This window comes from Pseudomonas sp. S2_E01, assembly GCF_054668365.1.
The window spans coordinates 1,985,512-2,008,337 of record NZ_CP162762.1 but is presented as its reverse complement, the minus strand read 5'-3'; the positions used below and the strand labels follow the sequence as shown (position 1 = coordinate 2,008,337).

The 22,826-nt window shown below is 62.9% G+C and carries 23 protein-coding genes; 17 read left to right on the top strand and 6 right to left on the bottom strand.

Going from position 1 to position 22,826, the window contains the following annotated elements; translation table 11 throughout:
* The first annotated feature begins 110 nt into the window (after positions 1-110).
* The 14 genes from AB4O36_RS09200 (at position 111) to AB4O36_RS09135 (ending at position 15,351) form a co-directional block, all read left to right on the top strand.
* Entirely contained in the window at positions 111-1,166 is a 1,056-nt protein-coding gene (locus tag AB4O36_RS09200) for an ABC transporter substrate-binding protein (protein ID WP_460141539.1), read from the top strand.
* 74 nt (positions 1,167-1,240) lie between these two features.
* On the top strand, positions 1,241-2,287 hold the full coding sequence (locus AB4O36_RS09195) for an ABC transporter substrate-binding protein (protein WP_460123908.1): 1,047 nt from the start codon (positions 1,241-1,243) through the stop codon (positions 2,285-2,287).
* A complete protein-coding gene (locus AB4O36_RS09190; RefSeq protein ID WP_460141538.1) occupies positions 2,287-3,081 on the top strand; it encodes an ABC transporter permease in 795 nt (264 codons plus the stop codon). The genes AB4O36_RS09195 and AB4O36_RS09190 overlap by 1 nt, the downstream gene beginning before the upstream one ends.
* A 9-nt stretch (positions 3,082-3,090) precedes the next feature.
* Complete coding sequence (locus tag AB4O36_RS09185; protein ID WP_460123903.1) at positions 3,091-3,861, top strand: ABC transporter permease; 771 nt, start codon at positions 3,091-3,093, stop codon at positions 3,859-3,861.
* 13 nt (positions 3,862-3,874) lie between these two features.
* Positions 3,875-4,693, top strand: coding sequence for an ABC transporter ATP-binding protein (locus AB4O36_RS09180; protein ID WP_460141537.1), 819 nt, complete (start codon positions 3,875-3,877; stop codon positions 4,691-4,693).
* A gap of 203 nt (positions 4,694-4,896) precedes the next feature.
* Positions 4,897-5,988 carry a sigma-54 interaction domain-containing protein gene (locus AB4O36_RS09175; protein ID WP_460141536.1) on the top strand — a complete coding sequence of 364 codons (1,092 nt, stop codon included), beginning with the start codon at positions 4,897-4,899 and terminating at the stop codon, positions 5,986-5,988.
* Positions 5,989-6,177: 189 nt separating this feature from the next.
* Positions 6,178-6,978, top strand: coding sequence for an energy transducer TonB (locus AB4O36_RS09170; protein ID WP_460141535.1), 801 nt, complete (start codon positions 6,178-6,180; stop codon positions 6,976-6,978).
* A gap of 47 nt (positions 6,979-7,025) precedes the next feature.
* Positions 7,026-7,751: a MotA/TolQ/ExbB proton channel family protein gene (locus AB4O36_RS09165; RefSeq protein WP_460123891.1), complete on the top strand. Its 726-nt coding sequence runs from the start codon at positions 7,026-7,028 to the stop codon at positions 7,749-7,751.
* A 1-nt stretch (position 7,752) separates the two neighbouring features.
* Positions 7,753-8,154, top strand: a complete 402-nt coding sequence (locus tag AB4O36_RS09160) for an ExbD/TolR family protein (protein WP_460141534.1) — start codon at positions 7,753-7,755, stop codon at positions 8,152-8,154.
* A gap of 608 nt (positions 8,155-8,762) precedes the next feature.
* Positions 8,763-11,030 carry a TonB-dependent receptor family protein gene (locus AB4O36_RS09155; RefSeq protein ID WP_460141533.1) on the top strand — a complete coding sequence of 756 codons (2,268 nt, stop codon included), beginning with the start codon at positions 8,763-8,765 and terminating at the stop codon, positions 11,028-11,030.
* A 54-nt stretch (positions 11,031-11,084) separates the two neighbouring features.
* Positions 11,085-11,633 (top strand): GMC family oxidoreductase N-terminal domain-containing protein, encoded by a 549-nt coding sequence (locus AB4O36_RS09150; protein ID WP_460141532.1) that lies wholly within the window; start codon positions 11,085-11,087, stop codon positions 11,631-11,633.
* On the top strand, positions 11,624-12,676 hold the full coding sequence (locus AB4O36_RS09145) for a GMC family oxidoreductase (protein ID WP_460142128.1): 1,053 nt from the start codon (positions 11,624-11,626) through the stop codon (positions 12,674-12,676). Before AB4O36_RS09150 ends, AB4O36_RS09145 begins: the two co-directional genes overlap by 10 nt.
* 10 nt (positions 12,677-12,686) lie before the next feature.
* Positions 12,687-14,096 (top strand): aldehyde dehydrogenase family protein, encoded by a 1,410-nt coding sequence (locus AB4O36_RS09140; RefSeq protein ID WP_460141531.1) that lies wholly within the window; start codon positions 12,687-12,689, stop codon positions 14,094-14,096.
* A gap of 40 nt (positions 14,097-14,136) precedes the next feature.
* On the top strand, positions 14,137-15,351 hold the full coding sequence (locus AB4O36_RS09135) for an MFS transporter (RefSeq protein ID WP_460141530.1): 1,215 nt from the start codon (positions 14,137-14,139) through the stop codon (positions 15,349-15,351).
* Between the two features lie 106 nt (positions 15,352-15,457).
* Here AB4O36_RS09135 and AB4O36_RS09130 read toward each other — a convergent pair whose 3' ends face one another.
* The 5 genes from AB4O36_RS09130 to AB4O36_RS09110 are packed head-to-tail and all read right to left on the bottom strand — an operon-like array spanning position 15,458 to position 19,861.
* Positions 15,458-16,213, bottom strand: a complete 756-nt coding sequence (locus AB4O36_RS09130) for an ABC transporter permease (RefSeq protein WP_460123883.1) — start codon at positions 16,211-16,213, stop codon at positions 15,458-15,460.
* A complete protein-coding gene (locus AB4O36_RS09125; protein WP_460141529.1) occupies positions 16,213-17,412 on the bottom strand; it encodes an ABC transporter substrate-binding protein in 1,200 nt (399 codons plus the stop codon). Before AB4O36_RS09125 ends, AB4O36_RS09130 begins: the two co-directional genes overlap by 1 nt.
* Entirely contained in the window at positions 17,378-18,217 is an 840-nt protein-coding gene (locus AB4O36_RS09120) for an ABC transporter ATP-binding protein (RefSeq protein WP_460141528.1), read from the bottom strand. Before AB4O36_RS09120 ends, AB4O36_RS09125 begins: the two co-directional genes overlap by 35 nt.
* The gene (locus AB4O36_RS09115) at positions 18,214-19,284 is read right to left on the bottom strand and encodes an acyl-CoA dehydrogenase family protein (RefSeq protein ID WP_460141527.1); all 1,071 of its coding nucleotides are present in this window, start codon (positions 19,282-19,284) and stop codon (positions 18,214-18,216) included. The genes AB4O36_RS09120 and AB4O36_RS09115 overlap by 4 nt, the downstream gene beginning before the upstream one ends.
* A gap of 19 nt (positions 19,285-19,303) precedes the next feature.
* Complete coding sequence (locus AB4O36_RS09110; protein WP_460123872.1) at positions 19,304-19,861, bottom strand: carboxymuconolactone decarboxylase family protein; 558 nt, start codon at positions 19,859-19,861, stop codon at positions 19,304-19,306.
* A gap of 103 nt (positions 19,862-19,964) precedes the next feature.
* On the opposite strand from AB4O36_RS09110, the gene AB4O36_RS09105 reads away from it, so the two are divergent.
* The 3 genes from AB4O36_RS09105 (at position 19,965) to AB4O36_RS09095 (ending at position 21,781) form a co-directional block, all read left to right on the top strand.
* The gene (locus tag AB4O36_RS09105; RefSeq protein WP_460123870.1) at positions 19,965-20,876 is read left to right on the top strand and encodes a cupin domain-containing protein; all 912 of its coding nucleotides are present in this window, start codon (positions 19,965-19,967) and stop codon (positions 20,874-20,876) included.
* 102 nt (positions 20,877-20,978) lie between these two features.
* Positions 20,979-21,137 carry a hypothetical protein gene (locus tag AB4O36_RS09100; RefSeq protein ID WP_460123868.1) on the top strand — a complete coding sequence of 53 codons (159 nt, stop codon included), beginning with the start codon at positions 20,979-20,981 and terminating at the stop codon, positions 21,135-21,137.
* Complete coding sequence (locus tag AB4O36_RS09095) at positions 21,134-21,781, top strand: helix-turn-helix domain-containing protein (RefSeq protein ID WP_460141526.1); 648 nt, start codon at positions 21,134-21,136, stop codon at positions 21,779-21,781. Before AB4O36_RS09100 ends, AB4O36_RS09095 begins: the two co-directional genes overlap by 4 nt.
* Before the next feature lie 75 nt (positions 21,782-21,856).
* Here AB4O36_RS09095 and AB4O36_RS09090 read toward each other — a convergent pair whose 3' ends face one another.
* On the bottom strand, positions 21,857-22,366 hold the full coding sequence (locus AB4O36_RS09090; RefSeq protein ID WP_460123863.1) for a hypothetical protein: 510 nt from the start codon (positions 22,364-22,366) through the stop codon (positions 21,857-21,859).
* Positions 22,367-22,826 lie beyond the last annotated feature (460 nt).

Here is a 22,826-nt window from a genome sequence, read left to right as displayed (position 1 = left end):
CGCGGCTTTGCGCAACGATCCAGGGCGTGGCATGGCCGTTGCAAAAGCCCTTGGCAACCGGTGATCAACCGCATCCGTGAAGACCTGCCGCAACCAATGGAGTAAGCACCATGTCGCAACCCCTCGATACACTCTGGTACACCCGCTGCCCGGTGCCAACCGGCCTGGGCATCGCCGTGCAAAAGGGCTGGCTGGAAGAAGCCCTTGAACAGCAAGGCACACGCATCCAGTCGCTGCGCGAGTCCAGCGAGCAAGCCGTGCGCGAATCGCACTTCGATCACACCCTGCAGAACTCGGTTCGCCACGGTGGCAACATCCCTGCCATCTGGGCCAAGGCCAGCGGCCGCGACACCCGAGTGATCGGCTTGTCCTGGGCTGACGAAGTCCAGTTGATCCTGACTCTGCCCGGCAGCGACATCAAGACGGTCAAGGACCTCAAGGGTCGCAAGTTCGGCCTGCCGCACTGGGTCAATGCGCAAATCGACTTCACCCGTGCGCAAGCCCTGCGCGGCCTGGAAAACGCCCTGAAGCTCGAAGGCCTGCAGGTCAAGGATGTCGAGTTGGTGGATTACATCCATGGCGGTACGTTCAGTGATGAGGCCACCCAGGTGGTCAATGGCGTAGCCAACTTTGGCGGGCGCCGCAACAGTGGGCAGAACGCCGAGCTGGTGGGCCTGTTGCGCGGTGAAGTCGACGCGATTTTCCTCAAGGGCGCACACGCCGCCCAACTGGCCCATCAGTTCGGCCTGCACACGGTGATCGACACCGGCTCGCACCCGGAACCGCTGATCCGTTCGAACAACGGCACCCCACGCACCCTCAGCGTCGACAGCCATCTGCTGGACCAGCATTACGACACTGCAGTGGCGATCCTGTCGTCGGTGGTGCGTGCCGAAGAGTGGGCCTGGACTCACCCGCAGGACACCCGGCGTTTCCTCGCCCACGAAACCAACAGCAGCGAATTCTGGGTCACCGCCGCCTATGGCGCGGACGCGCACCAGCGCCTGCGCACCAACCTTGATGAGCGCTCGATCAACGGCGTGCAGGACTTCACCGACTTCCTGCACCGCTGGAACTTCATTCCCGCGACCTTTTCGGTGGCCGACTGGATCGACCCGCGTCCACAGGAAACCCTGCGCAGCGTGGTCGCCACCCGTACCGGCTGAGCCGTTGTCCCGGGCGGGGGCGATGCTCCCCGCCCGTTTCGATTCTCCGCGCCACCCCCGTCTGGATTGCCTGCATGACAAAACCTCTCGATACACTCTGGTACACCCATAGCCCGGTCCCCACCGGGTTGGGTATTGCGGTCGAATCCGGCCGTCTTGCCGAAGCCTTTCGCCCCTACGGCACCAATATCCAGGGCTTGCGCGAGTCCTCCGACCGGGAAGTGCGCGAGGCGCATTTCGACCATCACCTGGACAATTCGGTACGCCACGGCGGCAACACCCCGGCGATCTGGGCCAAGGCCAGCGGCAAGAACACCCGTGTGCTCGGCCTGTCCTGGAGCGACGAAGTACAACTGATCCTCACCACCTCGGAAACCGGGATCAAGACCACCCGCGACCTGCGCAACCGCCGCTTCGGCATTCCCAAATGGGCCAACGTGCAAATCGACTTCGGCCGCGCCCAGGCCTTGCGCGCCCTGGAAAACGCCCTGCAACTGGAAGGCCTTACCCTCGCCGACGTCGAACTGGTGGACTATCCCTACGGCGGCACCCACAGCGACGAGCGCATCCAGCATGTGTTCGGCGCACAGATCGGCACGAAGAACCGGCGCCGCAACAACGAACTGATCGGGCTGTTGCGTGGCGACATCGACGCGGTCTTCGCCAAGGGCGCCCATGGGGTGCAACTGGCCGATGAGTTCGGCCTGCATGTGGTGGTCGATACCGGCTCTCACCCGGACCCGATGATTCGCAGCAACATCGGCACTCCGCGCACCCTCACCGTGGACCAGCACATGCTCGACGAGCATTTCGACGCCGCCGCGCTGATCGTCGAAACCGTGCTGCGCGCCGAACAGTGGGCCTGGAGCCACGCCGACGAAACCCGCCGCTTCCTCGCCCGGGAACTGAACACCAGCGAATACTTCGTCGCCGCCGCCTACGGCGAAGACGCCCATCGCCGACTGGTTACGCGCCTGGAGGAAAGATCGCTACTGGCCTTGCAGGACCTGACCCACTTCCTGCATCGGCATCACTTCATCGACCACGCCTTCGATGTCCGCGACTGGGTCGATCCCCGTCCGCTGGAATCGGTGCTGGGCAAAACCAGGTTGGCAATCTGATGAACAGCCTGATCACTGCAACGCCGCCCCTGCTCCTTCGCCGGCCCTGGCTCAACCGCCTGAGCTGGTTCGTTTCACCGCTGCTGGTGTTGCTCGCCTGGACGCTGGTGGCCCAGTCGGGCCGTTATTCCGAGCAACTGTTGGTGCCGCCGGCCGTGGTCTGGGACACCTTCAAGGACTTGCTGCACAGCGGCGAGCTTGCCGAGCACATCCGTTTCAGCCTGTCGCGCCTGGGCTTGGGTTTCGCCTTGGGAGCCGGTGCAGGCTTGTTGTTCGGCATCGCCCTGGCTTTGTCGAAGACGGTCGAAATTTATTGCTCGCCGCTGTTTCATACCGTGCGCCAGATCCCCTCCATCGCCCTGATCCCCATGTTCATCCTGGCCTTCGGCGTGGAAGAGACCTTCAAGATCCTGATCGTCACCAAAGCCGTGTTCTTCCCGGTGGCGCTGGCCACCAGCGAAGGGATCAAGGCAATACCGCGCAATTACTTCGAGGTCGGGCGGATCTACCGCCTGCCGCTGCGCCACCTGATCGTCGACATCGCCTTCCCGGCGGCCGCACCGCCCATCCTGACCGGCATCCGCATCGGCCTGAGCCGGGCGTGGATGGTGCTGGTCGCCGCCGAGTTGCTGGCGGCCGACAGCGGCCTGGGGCAGATGATCGAGATGGCGCGACAGATGATGCGCATCGACATCGTGATGGTCGGTGTGGTCGTCATCGGGCTCATCGGCTTCACCCTCGACTACGGCTTTCGCCTGCTGGAAAAACGCCTGTTCCGTTGGAAGACCCGTTAGGAGATTGCCATGCCTGCCTTGATTCACCTGTGCCATCTTGGCCGTGGCCTGTTGTTGCCGCTGCTGCTGGTCGGCCTATGGGAATTGGCCTCGCGCCAGGGCGCCGCCCAGGCCTATGCGTTCGTGCCACTGGCCACCATCGGCCAAGGCCTGATGGAGCTGATCGACAGCGGCGCGTTGCTGATCAGCACGCTGGCCAGCCTGCAGCGTACCTGCATCGGCCTGTTGCTGGGGGTCACCCTGGGCGTTGCCGTGGGGGCGTCGATGGCCCTGTCGAGGGTGGTCGAGCGCGTGCTTGGGCCCCTGTACCACATCATGCGCCAGGTGCCGATCCTCGGGCTGATCCCGCTGATCGCCCTGTGGTTCGGCAGTGGCGAGGGGGCGAAGGTGCTGATCGTCAGCCTCGCGGCGTTTTACCCGATGACGCTCAATACGTACGAAGGCTTCAGCCACATCGAACCGCGCTACCGCGAAGTCGGCCGGATCTTCGAGTTCGGGCCGTTGCAGCAACTGACGCACGTGCTATTGCCCAGCGCCCTGCCAGCCATCGCCAACGGCATCCTGCATGCCCTGGCGTTCGCCTGGGTGAGTTCGGTGGGCGTCGAGTTGTTTCTTTCCACCGGCAACGGCCTGGGCAACCTGATGATGAACGCCGAGGCCGGCTCACGCATGGAGGTCGTGGTGATCGGCGTGCTGTGCATTGGCCTGCTCGGCTACGCCATGAACCAATTGTTTTCGCGCCTGAGCCAGCACCTGCTGCGCTGGCGCGACACTCGTTGAGGCTTAAGCAATCATGAACGCATTACTCAAGCAAAACTGGCTGGGGCAGACCGCGCATGTGCCGGGCTCCCTGGACATTCGCGGCCTGGGCAAGCAGTACGCCATCGAGGGCAAGCCCCTGACGGTGCTCCAGGACATCAACCTGTCCGTCAAGCCCGGCGAATTCGTCAGCATCGTCGGCGCCAGCGGCTGCGGGAAGTCCTCCCTGCTGCGCCTGATCGTCGGCCTGGAAGCGCAGTACAGCGGCGACATCCTGCTCGACGGCCAGCGCATCGATTCCACCAGCCTGGAACGCGGCATCGTGTTCCAGGACCACCGCCTGTTCCCGTGGAAAACCGTCGAGCAGAACATCGCCGTGGCGCTGAAGAACCATCCCCTGCCGAAACGGGAAAAGCAGCGCCTGGTGGCCGAACACATCCATCTGGTCAATCTGCAGGGCTTTGAAAACGCCTACCCGCATCAGTTGTCCGGCGGCATGGCCCAGCGCGCGGCGATTGCCCGGGCGCTGATCAACAAGCCGAAAATCCTCCTGCTCGACGAGCCCTTCGGCGCCCTCGATGCGCTGACCCGCGTGCACCTGCAACGCGAGCTGCAACGCATCTGGGTGCAGCAACGCAGCACCATGATCATGGTGACCCACGACGTCGAGGAAGCGCTGTACCTGGGCGACCGCGTGATCGTCATGGACGCGCGTCCCGGGCGTATCAAGCACGAAATCCAGGTCGACCTGCCCCACCCCCGCGAACGCCATTGCCCACGCTTGCACAAGCTCAAGGACGAGTTGCTGACGGAGCTGGTAGGCAGCGATCACGTCGAGGCGTTACCGGTGTAGTCGTCACCTCACGCGGGGCTGGCAGAGCGTATTCGAGAGCGGGTTGGAGCCGCTACGGCGGCACTCGTCCCGGGTTTTGTGGACCCTTTCCGCCCGATTTTTTGTATTCCAAATACGCATAAGCAAAGACGAATTAAGAATTTTTTTATCTATATGAATATCGTGCATGATCCTCAGGCGGTCTCAGCTACAGGAATAGCACCATGGCACTGATTACACATCCCAACGCCCGCGAGTTGACCAAATCGGTCCGGGCCACCGTACTGGTGTTCAAGGACCCACGCTCGCTGGAGCTGCTCAATCGCATCGAGCGCCTGGCACCCAGTGACGCCAACGCGCTGATCATGGGTGAAACCGGCACCGGCAAAGAGTTGGTGGCGCGGCACATTCACAACTTGAGCCATCGGCGTAACGAGCCCTTTGTCGCCGTCAACTGCGGCGCGTTCGCCGAGACCCTGGTGGAAAGCGAATTGTTCGGCCACGAGAAAGGCGCCTTCACCGGCGCCACCACCAGCAAGGCCGGTTGGTTCGAAGCGGCCAAGGGCGGTACGTTGTTTCTCGATGAGATCGGCGACTTGCCGTTGAACATGCAGGTCAAGTTGCTGCGCGTGTTGCAGGAGCGCGAAGTGGTGCGCCTGGGTTCGCGTACGCCGATCCCGATCAACGTGCGCCTGGTGTCTGCGACCAACGTCAACCTGGCCGATGCGGTGGTGGCCGGCAACTTTCGCGAAGATCTATTCTACCGGCTGCACGTGGCGACGATCCGCTTGCCGGCACTGCGCGAGCGGCCGGGCGACATCCTGCCGCTCGCGGAATTTTTCCTCGAGGAACATTGCCAGCGCCTGGGCTACAACCGCGCCACCCTGAGCCCGGAATGCGAACGAAAGCTGCTCGAACACAGTTGGCCGGGCAACATCCGCGAGCTGGAAAACTCCATCCATCACGCCTTGCTGGTGTGCCTGAACAAGCGCGTGCAACCCGAAGATCTGCACCTGGTGGACATGCGCAACCACGGCGCCCGCCCGCCTGGCTCGTCATTGGCTTCGGGGCCTTCCCAGTCGCCGGCGAGCCTGGAAGAAGCGTTGGCCAAACTGTTCGAACAGAACCTGCCCAACCTTTACGAGCAGATCGAAGAGACGGTATTTCGCGAGGCTTATCGGTTCTGCCATGGCAACCAGTTGCAGACCGGGCGGATCCTGGGCATCAGCCGCAACATCGTCCGCGCCCGCCTGGAAAAGATCGGCGTACTCGCGCAATCACCACGCAGCGCCAGCCTGCTCGCCGCCAAACATTGAACACCCGCCTGCTGCTACAGCAGCAGTCGGGCAGCAACGCTGCTGCCTCAATCGCAGCGAACCTCCGAGTGATGAACACCACCGAGGCCCCCTGCCCCAACGCCCACGCCACTTGGCCGCGTTTGGAGTGGCTGGGCACAGTAATTGCTCTTTTGCTTTCAACAGCTTTTTTCTTAACTGGAGTCAGTAATGGGCAACGTCCAAACCACTGCCGCGATGCCGGAGGCGCTTTGGCGCCAGGCCCCGGTCGGCGAGCTGGTCGACCTCGGCCGGGCGCCTCGGGTGCCGCTGCATCAACTGCGTTTGCAACGTGCGCCCAAGGGCGTGCTGAGCCGTCGCGAAGGCTTGCTGCTGAGTACGCTCGCCCTGCTGGCGCACGGCGCGGTGATCTACTGGATCAGCCAGCAGCCGACGACGGTCCTGCCGGTGGTGCCGCCGCAAATCCCGCCGATGACCATCGAATTTTCACAACCGGCTCCCCCGGTTGTCGAACAGCCACCACCGCCACCACCCCCACCACCGCCGGTGGTCGAACCGCCGCCTCCGGTGGTCGACGAGCTGGCCGCGAAACCCGCGCCCAAGCCCATTCCCAAACCGGTGGTCAAGCCCGTGCCCAAGCTTGCGCCAAAAGCCGTCGAGCAACCCCCGGCACCACCGCAGCCGCCAACGCCAGTGGCCGCCCCGCCTGCCCCACCGGCACCGGCCCCGGTGACGCCGGCTTCAGCCAACGCCGCGTACCTGAAGAACCCCGCGCCGGAGTACCCATCGCTGGCCCAGCGTCGGGGCTGGGAAGGTACCGTCCTGCTGCGCGTGCAGGTATTGCCGAGCGGCAAGCCGGGGGAGATCCAGATCCAGAAAAGCAGCGGTCGCCAGCCACTCGACGACGCGGCGTTGAACGCTGTCAAGCGCTGGAGTTTCGTGCCGGCCAAACAGGGCGATGTCGCCCAGGTCGGCTGGGTCAGCGTGCCCATCGATTTCAAAATCAATTAACGATTTGAGGGGCGTGCGCATCGCGCTCCACACAGAGGGAAACCATCATGACACTCCTAGCCTCTCCACTTGAATCCATCGAAAGTGCCGTCATCTGGCTGCTGGTGGTTTTTTCCGTCGCGACCTGGGGCCTGGCCCTGCTCAAGGGCGTGCAGTTCGGTCGTCTGAAAGCCCAGGACCGGCGCTTTCACAAACAGTTCTGGGCCGCACCGACCCTGGACTCGGCCGCCGCCCTGGCCGAGACCCAGCCCGGCGCCGCGGCGCGGGTGGCCCAGGCTGGTTATGCGGCGATCCAGGTTGGCGAAGCACCGCACGCGGCTGACCTGAGCCAGGCAATCAATCATCAGGACCGCCTTGAGCGCGCCCTGCGCCAGCAGATCGTGCGCGAACGCCGCTCGCTGGAAACCGGCCTGGCGGTGGTGGCGAGCATCGGCAGTACGTCGCCGTTCATTGGTTTGTTCGGCACCGTGTGGGGCATCATGGAAGCCCTCAAGGGCATCAGCGCCGCCGGCTCCGCCAGCCTGGAAACCGTGGCCGGGCCCATTGGCGCGGCACTGGTCGCGACCGGCGTCGGTATTGCCGTCGCCGTGCCGGCGGTGCTGGTCTACAACTACTTCTTGCGTCGCCTGAAGCTGACGGCTGCGGACTTGGACGACTTCGCCCACGACTTCTATAGCCTGGCGCAGAAGAGCGCGTTCCGCGTGCTCGTGAACCCGGGCACGCGCAAGGTGGCAGTGCCAGGCAACACGCACAAAGTGCAGGAGGCGTCCTGATATGGCCTTCTCCACCCAAGACAGCGATGAGGTGCTGAGCGAGATCAACGTCACGCCGCTGGTGGACGTGATGCTGGTGCTGCTGGTCGTGTTCATCGTCACCGCGCCGCTTCTGACCAACGCCATCCCGATCAACCTGCCCAAGACCGAAGCCGTGGCACCGGTCGAACAAAAGGACCCGCTGGTGGTAAGCATCGACGCCGCCGGCAAGCTGTTCATCAACAAGGACGAGATCCAGCCCGACCTGCTGGAATTCAACCTGCAGGCCGCCAAGGCCAAGGACCCGGAGGTGCGCGTGCAACTGCAAGCCGATGATGGGGTGAATTACGGCGAAGTGGCACGAGCGATGGCCTCGATCGAACGGGCCGGCATCACCAAGCTGTCGGTGATTACCGCGCGCTAAGCCACATGCTTTTTTCCAGGCCGTCCCCACAATGAGACGGCCTTTTTTTGCCTGCCCATCCCCCTGTAGGAGCGAGCTTGCTCGCGATGGTCGCTAACGATAACGCGGCAAACCTGACACCCCGCGGTGTCTGGGCCTCCATCGCGAGCATGCTCGCTCCTACAGTAGGCATCGGCCTGTCGCAACATGTGTGAACACCCCAAAACCCCTGTAGGAGCGAGCTTGCTCGCGATGGTCGTCAACGATGACACGGCAAGCCTGACACCCCGCGTTGACTGGGCCTCCATCGCGAGCATGCTCGCTCCTACAGTAGGCATCGGCCTGTCGCAACATGTGTGAACACCCCAAAACCCTGTAGGAGCGAGCTTGCTCGCGATGGTCGTAAACGATGACACGTGAAGCCAGACACCCCGCGGCTTCTGGACATCCCTCGCGAGCAAGTGTTCGTGCCATGCTGCTCAAGCAGCACCCCGTCCGCAACACCTGCTCGACGCCCAGCACCCTGCCCATAAAAACAAACTTATCTATCTGTTTTTATTGATATTTTTCTGATGGCACATCGCTTGCTATGTCCCCTTCCAAAGCTTTCAAACCGGGGAAATAGACGTATGCAATATCTCAGTGGATTCAAACGCACGGGCCTGGCCATTTCGGTGTCCGGGACCTTGTTCATGTCGGCGTATACCGCCGCGCAAACCCTCGACACCGTGGTCGTGCAGGGCCAGAGCGAAACCAGCGACACCTTCGTCGGCGATGCGGTCAAGGAGAAAGCACCAGAGTCGAGGGCGACGCTGAGCAAAAGCCAGCTGGAGAAATTCGTCGGCCTGGACAGCGCCGTCACGGGCGCACTCAAGTACCTGCCGGGCGTGCACTCAAGCGGTGGCGATTCCAGCGGCATAACCGAAGGCTCGTTGAACATCCGCGGGTTTTCGCAGGACCAGTTGGGCTTCACCCGCGATGGCATCCCGCTCAACGACCCGCAGTTCCTTACGCCACACGCCGACTTCCTGGGCGATCCGGAAAACTACGAGTCGGTGTCGGTACTCTACGGCTCTGCCTCGATAAACGCCCCGACCCTGACCGCCAGCGGCGGCAGTGTCGAGATCAAATCCGTTGCCCCGACCAAGGAAGCCGGTGTGCTGTACAAGCAGAACGTGGGCAGCAACAACCTGTATCGCTCGTTCGTGCGGGTCAACACCGGCGAGTACGAAGGTTTTTCCGCCTGGCTGTCGGCATCGCGTACCACGGGCGACCTGTGGGACGACTCGGACGGTGAACTGTCGTCCAATCGCTTCGAGGGCAACCTGCAATACAAGTGGGGCGACGGCAACCAGATCAATGCGCTGTTCTCCAGCTTCCTGATGCGCACCAACAGCTACCTGTCGCCGACACTGGCGCAGTACCGGGCCAACGATTACGACCATGGCTACCCCCGTAACGTCTACCCCACCGAGGGTGGCACCAATGGCGTGGCCGACATCACCATTCCCGGCACCAGCGCCGCCAACTCGCGGGCCGATTTCAAGATCCAGACCTACGGACTCAACGGCCTGTTCAACCTGTCCGATAACGTGCAGTTGAAGGTCAACCCATATTACGTGCGCGTCACCGACGGTACGGCGTCCATCGCTACGGCTGCGGTGAACGAGCGCACCCTGGACACCGACGTCAACCATGACGGCGACGCCCTCGATCCGGTGGTGCCAGCGTCCCTGCAACTGTTCCCGACCCAGTACCGCGTCGGTTCGAGCAACAGTCTGGACCTGACCCTGGCCGACAACAATGTGTTGCAACTGGGGCTGTGGACCGACTACACCCACGCGCGCAACCAGTTCATCTTCACGCCGATCAAGAACAACGGCAAACCGGCCAGCATCGACGGCAGCGACCCGATCCGCGACAGTCGCGGCAACGTCGTCTACAACACTAACCAGGCGAACCAGATCACCACGCAGAAGCTTTGGGTGCAGGACACCTGGAACATCAACAGCGCGCTGGTCCTGACCACTGGCCTCGCCTGGCAGCACACCGAACTCAAGGGCGCCGACCGCCTCAGCGGCTACAAGAACACCGAGGACTACAACCGCTTCCTGCCCAGCCTGAGCCTGAGCTACCAGCTCGATGCGCAGAACCAGCTCTACTACAACACCACCTCGAACATGCGCGTGCCGGCCATTGCCTCGGTCTACGGACGGATCAACAGCGATGAAAAACAGAAGCCCGAGCTGACCTGGAACCAGGAGATCGGCTGGCGCTACAGCACCGACACGACACTGATCAGCGCAGCAGTGTTCTACGACAAGTTCAAGGACCGCCAGGCCGCCTATTCGCCAGTGACCGGCGTGACCGAGTATTTCAACGCCGGCAACGTCACCACCAAGGGCCTGGAGCTCGCTATCAACGGCAAGCTGCCGGCCAACTTCAACTACTTCGGCTCCTTCACGTGGCTCAGTTCCACCCAGGACTCGGACTACAGCGCCGGCGGCCTCACCGCCGACACCCAGGGCAACCAACTGTTCGACGCGCCCCATCGCCTGGTCAGCGCCGGTATCGGTTATGACAACGAAGCGTTCTACGCCAACTTCCTCGGCCGCTACACCGGCAGCTTCTACGGCGACCTGGCGAACACCCAGAAAATTGGTGGCTACACCATTTTCGACGTGAACCTGGGCTACCGCTTCAAGGATCTGGTCAGTGGCCTCAAGGAAACCACTATCAGCCTCAACGCCAACAACATCTTCGACAAGCAGTACCTGTCCGGCGTGAAGTCCGGAACCATCAATGCCGACCCGGGCAACCCCAACTTCTTCGGTGCGCCGCAGTACTACAAAGGCCAGCCGCGTTCGCTGGTCGCCTCGCTGAGTGTCGGTTTCTAGGCCGCCCCCTTGATCATTGGAAGGGACGGTCCGCGACCATCCCGAGGAGCACATATGAGTCACCCACACTACGACTACATCATCGTCGGCGGTGGCAGCGCCGGCAGCGTCATCGCCAATCGCCTGTCCGCGCGGGCCGACAAGCGCGTGCTGTTGATCGAGGCCGGCGCCGACACACCGGAACACGGCACACCCACCGAAATCCTCGACGGCCTGCAACCCTGGCTGCCGCGCCTGGCGGGCGAGCGCTTCTTCTGGCCGGGCCTGACCATTCTGCGCGCCAGCGAACACCCGGATATCCCGCGCGAGGCACAATGGTATGAACAGGGGCGCATCCTCGGCGGCGGTTCGAGCGTCAACATGATGGTCGCCAATCGCGGCCTGCCCCGCGACTACGACGAGTGGGCCGCGCGAGGCGCCGACGGCTGGGACTGGCAAGGGGTGCTGCCGTACTTTCGCAAGCTGGAGCGTGACCTCGACTTCGGCCAAAGCGACCCCGAGCAGCACGGACATGACGGCCCGCTGCCGATTGCCCGCGTCGACTCGCGGCGCTGGGGCCCTTTACCCGCGCATCTGCACACGCCTTGCAGTCAGTGGGCCTGAACAACATCGTCGATCAGAACGGCCGGTTCGAAGACGGCTACTTCGCTCCCGCCGTGGCCATCGAGCACGATCAAAGGGTGTCGAGCGCCCGGGCTTATCTCGGCAGCGCGGTGCGCGCCCGCAGCAACCTGAACCTGTGGACCGACACCCCGGCCCGCCAACTGATCCTGCACGACAACCGGGTGACCGGCGTGCAGGTGCTGCGCGACGGCCAGTTGCTCGACGTGCTAGGCACCGAAGTCATCCTCACGGCCGGTGCGCTGCAAACACCGGCGTTGCTGTTGCATGCCGGGATCGGTCCGGCAGCGCCATTGCGCGATCTCGGTATCGAAGTGGTCGCCGACCGCCCGGGGGTCGGGCAAAACCTGTGGGATCACAGCTCGATCGGCCTTACCGCCACCCTGCACGATCCACTGGCGCCCATCGATGAACCGGGCGCCGCGCACCTGCTGGCCGCACGTGTATCGTCCGGGGTCGATGCCCGCGTACCCGCTGACTTGTACCTGGGCATCGCCCCGAATGCCGCGCTCGGCACCGTCGGTGCGGTGCTGTGGGTGAACAAACCGAGTTCCACCGGCCATCTGCGCTTGCGCAGCAGCGACCCGACGCAATACCCGGCAGTGGAATTCAACCTGCTGTCTGACCGGCGTGACCTGGATCGTCTGCGCGAAGGCTTGCGCGTGCTCGCCCAGGTATTCGCCGACCCGGCGGTGACGGCTTTCAGTGGCCCACCGCGCCTCTGCCGGTTCGCCCAGGCTGCGACCGAGGGACCGTTACTGTCTGAACTGCTGGCCAACGACGCCGCCCTTGAACGCTACCTGCGCACCCATGTCGGTGGGGTCTGGCATGCCAGCGGCACCTGCCGGATCGGCCGAGCCGACGACCCGCTGGCGGTGGTCGATGCACAAGGCCGGGTGTATGGCGTGCACGGCCTGCGCGTGGCCGACGCCTCGGTGATGCCAAGCATTCCCACCGCCAATACCAACCTGCCCACCGTGATGATCGCCGAGAAAATCGCCGACGCCATTCTGGCCGACGCTTGAGGACTGACCCATGACCCACTATGCCCTGTTGATCGATGGACAATTGCACACCGGCGAGCAGCTCGATGAGGTATTCGACCCCGCCACCGAACAACGGGTCGGCCACGCCGCACGCGCCAGCGCAGCCCAGGTTGAGGTTGCCGTGGAGGCAGCACAACGGGCGTTTGCCGGGTGGGCCGCCGACTCGCACGCTCGCCGTCAGGCGCTGGCCCTGGCAGCCGGGGTGCTGCGTGAAAACAGCCAGCAGATCGCCGAGCTGATCAGCCGCGAACAAGGCCGGCCGCTGCGCTTCACCCTCGGCGAAGTGGCCGGTGCGGCGGCCACCTTCGATCACTACGCCAACTTTGAAGCCCCCGGCACTCAGGTACTACGCGATGACGACCAACGCCTGGTGCGCCTTGAACGTCGCCCCCTGGGTGTAGTGGCGGCCATCACGCCCTGGAACGTGCCAATCATCCTGTTGGTGCTCAAGCTCGCCCCGGCCCTGCACGCCGGCAACACCGTGGTGGCCAAGCCGTCGGAGCACACACCGTTGTCCACGCTGCTGCTGGGCCAATTGCTCAAGGACGTATTCCCCGCCGGCGTGCTGAACATCGTTGCCGGTGACGGCGCGGTCGGTGAGCGCTTGAGCCGGCATCCCAAGGTTCGCCACATCACCTTCACCGGCAGCGTTGCGACCGGCAAGCATCTGTACGCCAGCGCCGCCGATGACCTCAAGCGTCTGACCCTGGAACTGGGCGGCAATGATGCGGCCCTGGTACTGGCCGATGCCGACATCCCGGCCATTGCCGAATCGCTGTTCTGGGGCGCGTTCTGGAACAGCGGGCAGGTATGCTTTGCAATCAAGCGCCTGTACGTGCACCGCAGCCTGTTCGAGCCGCTGATCGCCACGCTGGTCGAGCGCGCGGAGAACACCCGACTGGGCAGCGGCCTGGACCCCGACACTGAACTCGGCCCCTTGACCAATCGCCAGCAACTGGAACGCGTCAAGGCCTTGGTAGCCGACGCCCGCGCGCACGGCGCGGTGATTCACAGCGGCGGCAGCCAGCCGGATCGCCCCGGGCACTTCTTTGCCCCGACCATCGTCAGCGGTGTCGGGGCCGGTGTGGCGCTGGTCGATGAAGAACAGTTCGGCCCGGTGCTGCCGGTGATTGCCTTCGACGATGTCGAGGAAGCCATCGCCCTGGCGAATGCCAGCCCGTTTGGCCTCGGTGCCTCAGTCTGGACCCGGGACGAGTCCCTGGGCGCCGCCATCGCCCGGCGCCTCGACGTCGGGCTCGCCTGGGTCAACCAGCACCTGGATATACACCCCGGCGCACCGAAGGGCGGCTACAAGTGGAGCGGCCTGGGCTACGAAGGCGGGTTGCGCGGCTATGACGCCTTCAGCGACCTGCAAGTGATCAATATTGCCCGGCGCTGAGCCCGGCCACTGCCCTTTATCCATTGTTGAAGGAGTTCCCATGCGTGCCGGAAGCTGGCCCTCGATTATCCTCACCCTCGCCTTCGCCGTGATCATTGCGGCGTGCCACGGCAAGACCATCCTGTTGATCGCCGACATCGCCAAGGCGTACTCGGTCAGCCCCTCCCACGCCAGTTGGGTGGTCTCGGCGGTGGCCATCGTCGCCGCCCTCGCCTCGCCCATCGTCAATTGGGGCGTGGCGCGCGTGGGGGAACGCCGCGCGATCATCGCCGGACTGCTGCTCGCCGCCGCGTGCAGCTACGCCGCCAGCCGTAGCGAAGACTTTTCGCTGTTGCTGGCGCTGCGCGTGATCGAGGGCGCCGGCTACATCAGTGTGGTACTGGCGGCGCTGGCGCTGCTGATCCACACCACGGCGGGCAAGCGTCGCACCAGCGCCCTGGCGTTCTGGTCGGTGGCCTCGCCGCTGGGCGGTGCCATCGCGATCTTTGCCGTGTCGCCGTACATCGGTGGCGATCAGCAACAATGGCGCATCGCGTTCAGCGGACACGCCGTGGTGCTGCTCCTGCTGTTACTGGCCACGCCGCTGTTGCCGTCGATCAACCTGGCCAACCGCGCCGAGCGCAAACCGCTGGCCCAGGTGTTCCGGATCTACGCCGACCCGTCGGTATTGCGCCTGGCGCTCGCCGTCGGCGCGCCCCTGACCGTGGCGCTGGGCCTGATCACCATCACCCCGACCTACCTGATCAGCGTGCTGAACGTGGCACCGGCAACCATCGGGGTGATTTCCACGGTGGGCATCCTGTCGAGCGTGGTGGCCGGGTTGTTCGCCGGCTTCATTCTCAACCTGCGCCTGATTGGCCCCTTGAGCGTGATCGCCAGCGCCGTGATCGGGGTTACCCTAGAGGTGCTGGTGTTCGTGCCGGGCGTCAGCGCCGAATGGGCGATTGCCGCAAAAGTGGTGCAGGGTTTCTTCACCAGTTTCGTGGTGGCCTGGGTGTTCACAAGCATTCCGAAAATGAGCCGCAACGGCGATGTGATGGGCGCCGGCGGGATTGCCGAACAGGCGCTGTACCTGTCGATGTTCCTCGGCCCGGTGCTGCTCTACCCGCTGTTCACCCTGCCTTCGCGCCTGCCGTTTTTTTTGGCGTTGATCGTGGCGAATTTGTTGCCGCTGTTTTTGTTGCCATTGGGACTCAAGCGCGGCGACAGCGCTCCTTCGGCCAGGCAATCCATCGCCAGCAAGGACTTTGCCTGAAACCCGGCAAGTGCCCTTGACGAAAAAAAACCGCAGCACCCTCACTGCGGTTTTTCATGGCCTTGCATCAACCGACGCCGACCGCGGCACCTGCCATGGCATTGGACTAGCCCGGTGACCAGCGCCGATGGAGGCTGCGCGCCACCGCATCGAGGGCAAATCCCAGCATGCCGATCAGCAGGACCGTCGCCATCAGTTCCGAGTAAGCCAGGCGGTCACGGGTATCCAGAATGAAATACCCCAGTCCCGCACTGACACCGAGCATTTCGCACGGCACCAGCACGATCCACAGAATGCCGATGGCCAGGCGCACCCCGGTCAGTACGTGGCCAAGCACGCCGGGCAGGATCACCTTGCGCAGGGTTTCCCAGCGCGTCGCACTGAGGCTGCGGCTCAGTTGCAGCCAGCGCGGGTCGAGCTGACGCACCCCCGCAGCGGTGTTGAGCAGGATCGGCCAGACGGCGGCGAAGGTCAGCAGGAAGTAGATCGGCTGGTCCCCCACGCCCATCAACATCACCACCACCGGCATCCACGACAGCGGCGAGATCATCCGCAGGAACTGGAAGGCCGGGGTGGTCGCCGCCTCGAGGTGTCGGTAACTGCCAATCATCAGGCCCAACGGCACACCAATCAGCAATGCCAGCAACATCCCAACCAGAATGCGCTTGAGGCTGACCAGCACGTGCTCGTACAACTCACCCCGCACCAACAACTCCACCAGGCTGGCCAGTGTCGCCTCGGGAGCGAATCGTGCCGCCAGGCCATCAGCGCTACCGAACAGGCGCACGCACAGCCACCACAGGAGCAGCAGGCACACCAGCCCCCCTGCCCCCAACAACCAGGATGAAAGATGCCTGGCCATCAGACGGCAAACTCTTCGCTGCGCTCGAAACTGTCCGCCAGGCCGAACGCCTTCAAGCCACCGACAGCGGCAATGGCGTTGCGCACAAAGCGGTCGTCCACCAGGTCGCGGGCAGCGGTCTGAGGATCAAGGCTGGCGAGAAAGCCTTTGTCGCCTTCGATCAACGTGTCCTTGAGGCGCCTGACCAGCTCTTCGGTGTAACTGGGAAACGGATACGGCTGGAAGTCGATGCGCTGTTCATCCCAATGGCTGTGCTGGATTGCCCCACTGGCCAGGTACTGCTCGCGATCACCGGCTGCGGGCGCCAGCACCCGCTGCAACACTGGCTGGGCGTGAGGCGTGTAGCGATTGTCGCCGTCTTTGGACAACAGCTTGGCCGCCGCTTCGCGATTGTCGCGGGTCCACAACTGCGCCTTGACGATGGCGTTGACCACCTTCTGCGACCACTCGGGACGGTTGTTCAGGTCCTGTTCGTGCATGAACACCACGCAGCAGGCGTGGTTGCGCCAGATATCGCCGGTAAAACGTTGCACCCGGCCCACCTTGAGGTCTTCGGCCAGGGCGTTGAACGGCTCGGCGACGATGTAGCCGGCGATGCGTTGGCTGGCCAGCGCCGGCGGCATGTCCGAGGGTGGCAGCACCAGCAGGTTGACCTCGTTCGGCGCCAGCACGGCACCCGCCGGCTTGCTGATCGGCACCAGTCCATGATCACGAAACAGTTGCTGCACCACCACGTTATGGATCGAGTACCAGAACGGAATCGCCACCGATTGCCCGCCCAGTTGCTTGACCTCGGTGATACCCGGCGCCACGGTCAGGCCCGAGCCGCCCACATGGTTCCAGGCCACGACCTTGGCCGGCACCTTGCTGCCATAACGCGCCCACACGGTCATCGGCGACAGCAGGTGAATCACATTGACCTGACCGGATATGAACGCCTCGATCACTTGCGCCCAACTGCGCAACAGCACAGGGCGTTCGGCTTGAATACCCTCGGCTTCGAACAGGCCATTGTTGTGGGCAACGAGCAGTGGCGTGGCGTCGGTGATCGGCAGGTAACCGATGCGCACCGGCGCGTTCGGATCAGACGCGGCGCGCGCTTGCAGGCTATTGAGCAAGGGCAGCGCGCCGCCAGCGGTCAGCAGGGCGCTGAGTTTGAGGAAGTCACGACGTGTGTGAGTGAAGTCGTCCAGGCACATGTTCAATCTCCGGTTCGGGCAAGGGTTGGGAATGTGGGTTGCGGCTCGCCCGCCGAAGGGTTTTGAGAATGTCGATACGCAGTGCGCCCAGTTCCTCGACCAGCTCGGCACGCGGCTGAGGCAGGTCGATGCGCCATTGCCCGAGGGTCCGCGCCGGGCTGTTACCCAGTAGCAGAATCCGCTCGGAGAGCAGCAGGGCTTCGTCAATGTCGTGGGTGATCAGCACGGCAGCGGTGTTGTGCTCGGCAATGACTTGAAGCAGCAGTTGTTGCATGTCGGCGCGGGTCACTTCATCCAGCGCACCGAACGGCTCATCCAGCAGCAACACCTGTGGCTGGCGCGCCAGGCAGCGCGCAATCGCGGTGCGCTGGGCCATGCCACCGGACAGTTGCGCCGGGTAGTGGTGCCGGGCGTGTTGCAAGCCGACGGCAGTGATCGCGTGATCGATTCGCGCCTTGCGTTCCGCCAGGCTCAGGTGCGGCTGGCGGGCGAAGTCGAGGCCGAACGCGACGTTCTTTTCCAGGCTTAGCCAAGGCAACAGGCTGGGGTCCTGGAACGCTACCGCCACCCGTGGATGAGGGCCTTCGAGCGGTTCGCCATGCAGGCTCACGCGACCGCGATGGGCCGCTTGCAGACCGGCCAGCACCCGCAGCAGGCTGGACTTGCCGACACCGCTGGGGCCGAGGATGGACACCACTTCCCCCGCCTGCAGTTGCAGGTCGAAATCCTCCAGCACCGCCTGCCAGCCCTGCGCACGGACATAACCGAGGCTGATGCCCTCGGCCTGCAGCACCAGAGCGCTCATGCCGCCGCGTCCGCTGCATGGCGCTGCAATTCGGCGTGCAGTTGCACCAGGCTCGGCGTGACGATCGGCACGAACGCCGACTCGCGCCAGCGCCTGGCGAAACCACTGCCGTACTCGCTGAGATAGGCCTTGCCGCCACTGGCCTGCAACTCGAGCTGCACCGCCTGCGCCGCCGATTCGGCCAAGGCAATGCGCAGGCGAAACAAGGCCGCTGGCCGGGTGAGAAAAAGACCGTCGAGCAGACCCGTTTTCAATTCACCGACGGTGTGCTCCAGTCGCTCGCGTTGTTGCAACAAGGGCTCCAGCAGTATCGAACGAGCCCCTTGCAAATGCGCCTCGACTTCTTGCAATGCGCGTCGCGCCAGCCCAATCGCCATCGCACATTGCAACCCGAGAAACGCCGGGCGCACCGCCGGCAGGAACACCCGCGCGTCGTCATGCAGCAACCAGTTGCGATCCACCTCGACCCGTTGAAAATCCAGTGCTGCGGTGTTGCTCGACTGCAAGCCCATTAACTGCAAATCGTCGGAGCGCCGTACGCCAGTCAGGGCATCCGGTATCGCCAGGATAAAAGGTGCACCCCCGGCTTCGTCGTCGATGGCTGCCGCTACCACGAAACCGCTTTTGCGCAGGTTGGTCACCCAGTGCAGGCGACCGTTGAGGGTCCAGCCCTGGTCCTGGGCGGTGGCGCGCACTTGCAGGGTTTCGATGCCGGAGAGGAATTTCATGGCGTTCGACAAGCCAGTGGCGCCAGCCAGCTCGCCGGCCAGCAGCGACGGCAACAAACGCTCACGCAGCTGCGTATTGGGACTTTGCAGCAGGTATTCGATAAAGGCTCGTTGACCCCAGAAGACGAATGCCGCTGCAAGGGAATGGCTGGCCACCTCAGCCACCACCTCCACAGCATCGGCGATGTCACCACCGCTGCCGCCCAGTGCCGGATTGATGCCGACCCGCAGGATGTCGGCAGTGGCCAGTTGCGCCAACACCTGCTGTGGATCGCCCTCGCCCACGTCCAATGCCTGGGCGTGCGCGTCCAGCCATTGACTCAGTGCCGGGTTGAGCATGTGGTTTCCTCCTGTTCGATCATTGTCCTGACTGCCAGCGATAGCGCGCCAGCTCCGGGTTGAGTGGCGTGCCGGCGAAGACGTTGGCAAAGTTGCACAGGGTCGCCAGGCTCACGCCGAGGATCACCTCCAGCGCGTTGCCCTCGCTGTAACCGGCAGCCTTGAACGTGGCGTAGGTCGCCTCGCTGACGTTGCCACGCGTGGCAATCACTTCACGGGCGAAGGCAGCCAGGGCTTCGAGTTTTTCCTGCGGCAAGGTGGCTTGTTCACGCAAGGCGCTGACCACTTCGTCCGGTAGCTTTGCCTTGTTCACGGCGACGGCAGTGTGCCCGGCCACGCAAAAATCACAGCCATGGGTGGTGGCGGCGACCAATTGCACCACCTCGCGCTCGGGCAGGCTCAGTTCGGCTTTGCCATTGAGCGCCGATACCGTAACGTAGGTTTCGAGCGCGGCCGGCGCATTGGCCAGCACCGCCAACAGATTCGGGACGAACCCGGAGGCCTTCTGTGCGTTTTCAAGGAACGGCCGAGCCGCTTCGGGTGCGCTTTGCAGCGTATGTAGGGTGACGCGCGACATGGAGTGGACTCCTGCTGTGGGGTGTCCTGCAAGTCTGTTGGTTATAAGAATTCCGATCCATATTCTAAAGTAGCGATTACTTGCTCCTGAGTGTTTCCATTAGATGATTTCGTCGAGCCCACTGGTTGATTGGTTATTAGAGAGCCTGGAACTGCAGGCCAGCCTGTTTCACGTCGGGCGCTACTGCGGTGGCTGGCATGCGAGCACCCACGGCATGGCGCGAGCCAGCTTCCACCTGATTGTCCAGGGCCATTGCTGGCTGCACATCGACGGTCAGGAACAGGCCCAGCGCCTGGACGCCGGCGATGCAGTATTTCTGCTGCGTGACCTGAACTATCGGCTGTCAAGTACGCCAGACAGCGACACCGCGCAGCGCCTGCCAAAAATGAGCATGACGGCCCTGGACAGCCAGGCGCAGGACGGTGTCGGCCTGGTCTGCGGCTTCTTCCATTTCAAGTCCGGATTGTCGTCGCTGATCATTGAAGGGTTGCCGGACTGGATCATCCTGCGCGCAGGAGACCCGTCCTCGAACGCGGCCAGCGCGCTGTTCCAGTTGATCCTCGAAGAATGCCAGCGCCTGCCCGCGCCCTCCTCCGCGTTGCTGGAGCGCCTGAGTCACTTGCTGTTCCTCTACGTGTTGCGCCAACAAGTCGCGGACAACCCGGACCTTGGCGGGCTGGTGGCCCTGGCGAGACATTCGCAGTTCGCGACGCTGCTGGATCAACTGATCGAACAGCCGCAACACGCCTGGTCGCTGGAAAGCATGGCAGCCTGTACCGGTTTGTCGCGCTCGGCGTTCTTCAAACGATTCAGCGAACTGGCCGGGCAATCTCCAGGCCAGGTGCTACTGGCCTTACGCATTCGCCATGCCTGCCAGTTGCTCAAGAGCAATCACACCGTGGAACAAGCCTGCAGCGCAGTGGGCTACCAGTCGATAGCCGCTTTTACCCGGGCGTTCACCAAGGCCGTGGGCGTGCAGCCAGGGGCTTATCGCAAGCAACACGAAGGGCGCTGATAAAAGAACAAAAAAGAATTAATAAATACAAAATCAGTATTTATCGTTATAAAAATATCGGCGTAATCTCGGGTCATTCCGTCATAGACCACGAAGTGCCTTATGAACCCGACCACCAACCTCATCGATTTCGTCGCTTATCGCAAACGCAAGCAAGCCCAGCAACGGGCTCGGGCCATGTGGGAAATGTATGCACGCAATGCTGGCCTGGGCTTCCAATGGGTCCAGGCTTCGCCGTCGAACGAGACCCGCCACGCGTGAGTGTCCAGGAACCCTCTCGCTTTCTGGCGAGTGCCGACCAACCCGTGCCAGACTTCAATAACCCGGACTCCTCGGAAGAAGACCCGATCTGCGAACGGGTGTCGCAAAACCTGCAACGCCTGCGCGCCAAGCGCCATCTGTCCCTCGACGCGCTGGCACGCCAATGCGGCGTGAGCCGGGCGATGTTGGCGCAGATCGAATCCGGCCGCAGCGTGCCGTCGATCAAGGTCCTGTGCAAGATTGCCAAAGGCCTGAAGGTATCAGTAGCAGCGTTCCTGGAACACCGCGCATTCGAAGGCGTTGCCGTATTGTCGGCCAGCCAGAGCAAGCGCCTGGTCAGTGGCAATGGCGCATTCGTCAGCCGAGCGCTGTTCCCTTTTGACGTGACCCGCCAGTCGGAGTTTTATGAATTGCGCCTGGGCCCGTTGGGCGAGGACACTTCAGAGGGCCACGGACCGGGCGTACAGGAAAACCTGGTGGTGTCACAGGGTGTGCTGGAAATCAGCGTCAATGATGAGCGCTATCTGCTGTCGACAGGCGACTCGATCCTGTTTTATGCCGACCAGCCCCACCGCTATCGCAACCCGGCGGACAGCGAGGCGGTGGCGTATCTGGTGGTGACGTACCCTGAGCGGTTGGATTAGCAGCCCCAGGTAACCATTCGGGCAATAAAAAACCGGCCAATACGCATTGGCCGGTTTTTTTAAATCCGCCGAAAATCAGCAGGTGCAGCACATCATCGGCATGCCGTTGCAGCTCATCATCATCGGCATACTGCAGTCGTTCATCATCTTCATCATCAGAGCGCAGCAATTCTTCATCATGTCCATGTTCATGCCGGCCATCGGCATGATTTTGCACATCATGCAATCGGCCATCATGGTGCATTCCATCACGCACTTCATCGATGGCATCGGCATGCCCATCATCGGCATCGGCATCATCATGTTCATCATCGGCATGGCCATGGCCGACTGTGCCATGCACATCATGCTCATGTTGCCGCAATGCATCATCATCGGCATGCCGCAGTTCATCATCATCTGCATCATTTCGGCGCTGTTCTTGAACATCGCCATGTCCATGCCAGCCGCCGGCATCATCTTGCACATCATGCCGTCGTCCATCATTTCGCAGGACATGGTCGCCATCATCATCGGCATGCCCATCATCGGCATCATCGGCATGTTGGCGTTCATCGGCATTTGCATCTGCATGGCATTCATCATGGCGGCGTTCCCTGAAGCAAGAGTTGGATAAAGTTGATGTGGGCAATTCTATGGATTAGCGGGATGCCAACAAGACGCCGATCGAACAGCAAATCCGGCTGCTGGAGTCCAGTAAGCGAGGTATTTGAAGCCGATGACCGACGCGATGACGAACGAACGTCCGCCATAGCGAATGCGTTCGGCGTCATGAGGTGTTTAATGCGGTTATGGATATGCGAGAAACATCTATTCAAATAACCCAGAGAAATAATCGATCTAACGGGTGAAGCATTCTTCCAGCTCACACCCGGCGCACGAAATACCGTGCCCGCTCGCATATTCGCAATAAACCACTTTTCATCCGCGCATTTGTGGCCGCTTCGTTCATGGACAAGCCGGTACATTAGATCTCCATGGTCCCGCAGAGCGACCGACAACAAAACCTACAGCTCGCCTCAGAAAATCTGCCAACCATTCGGAG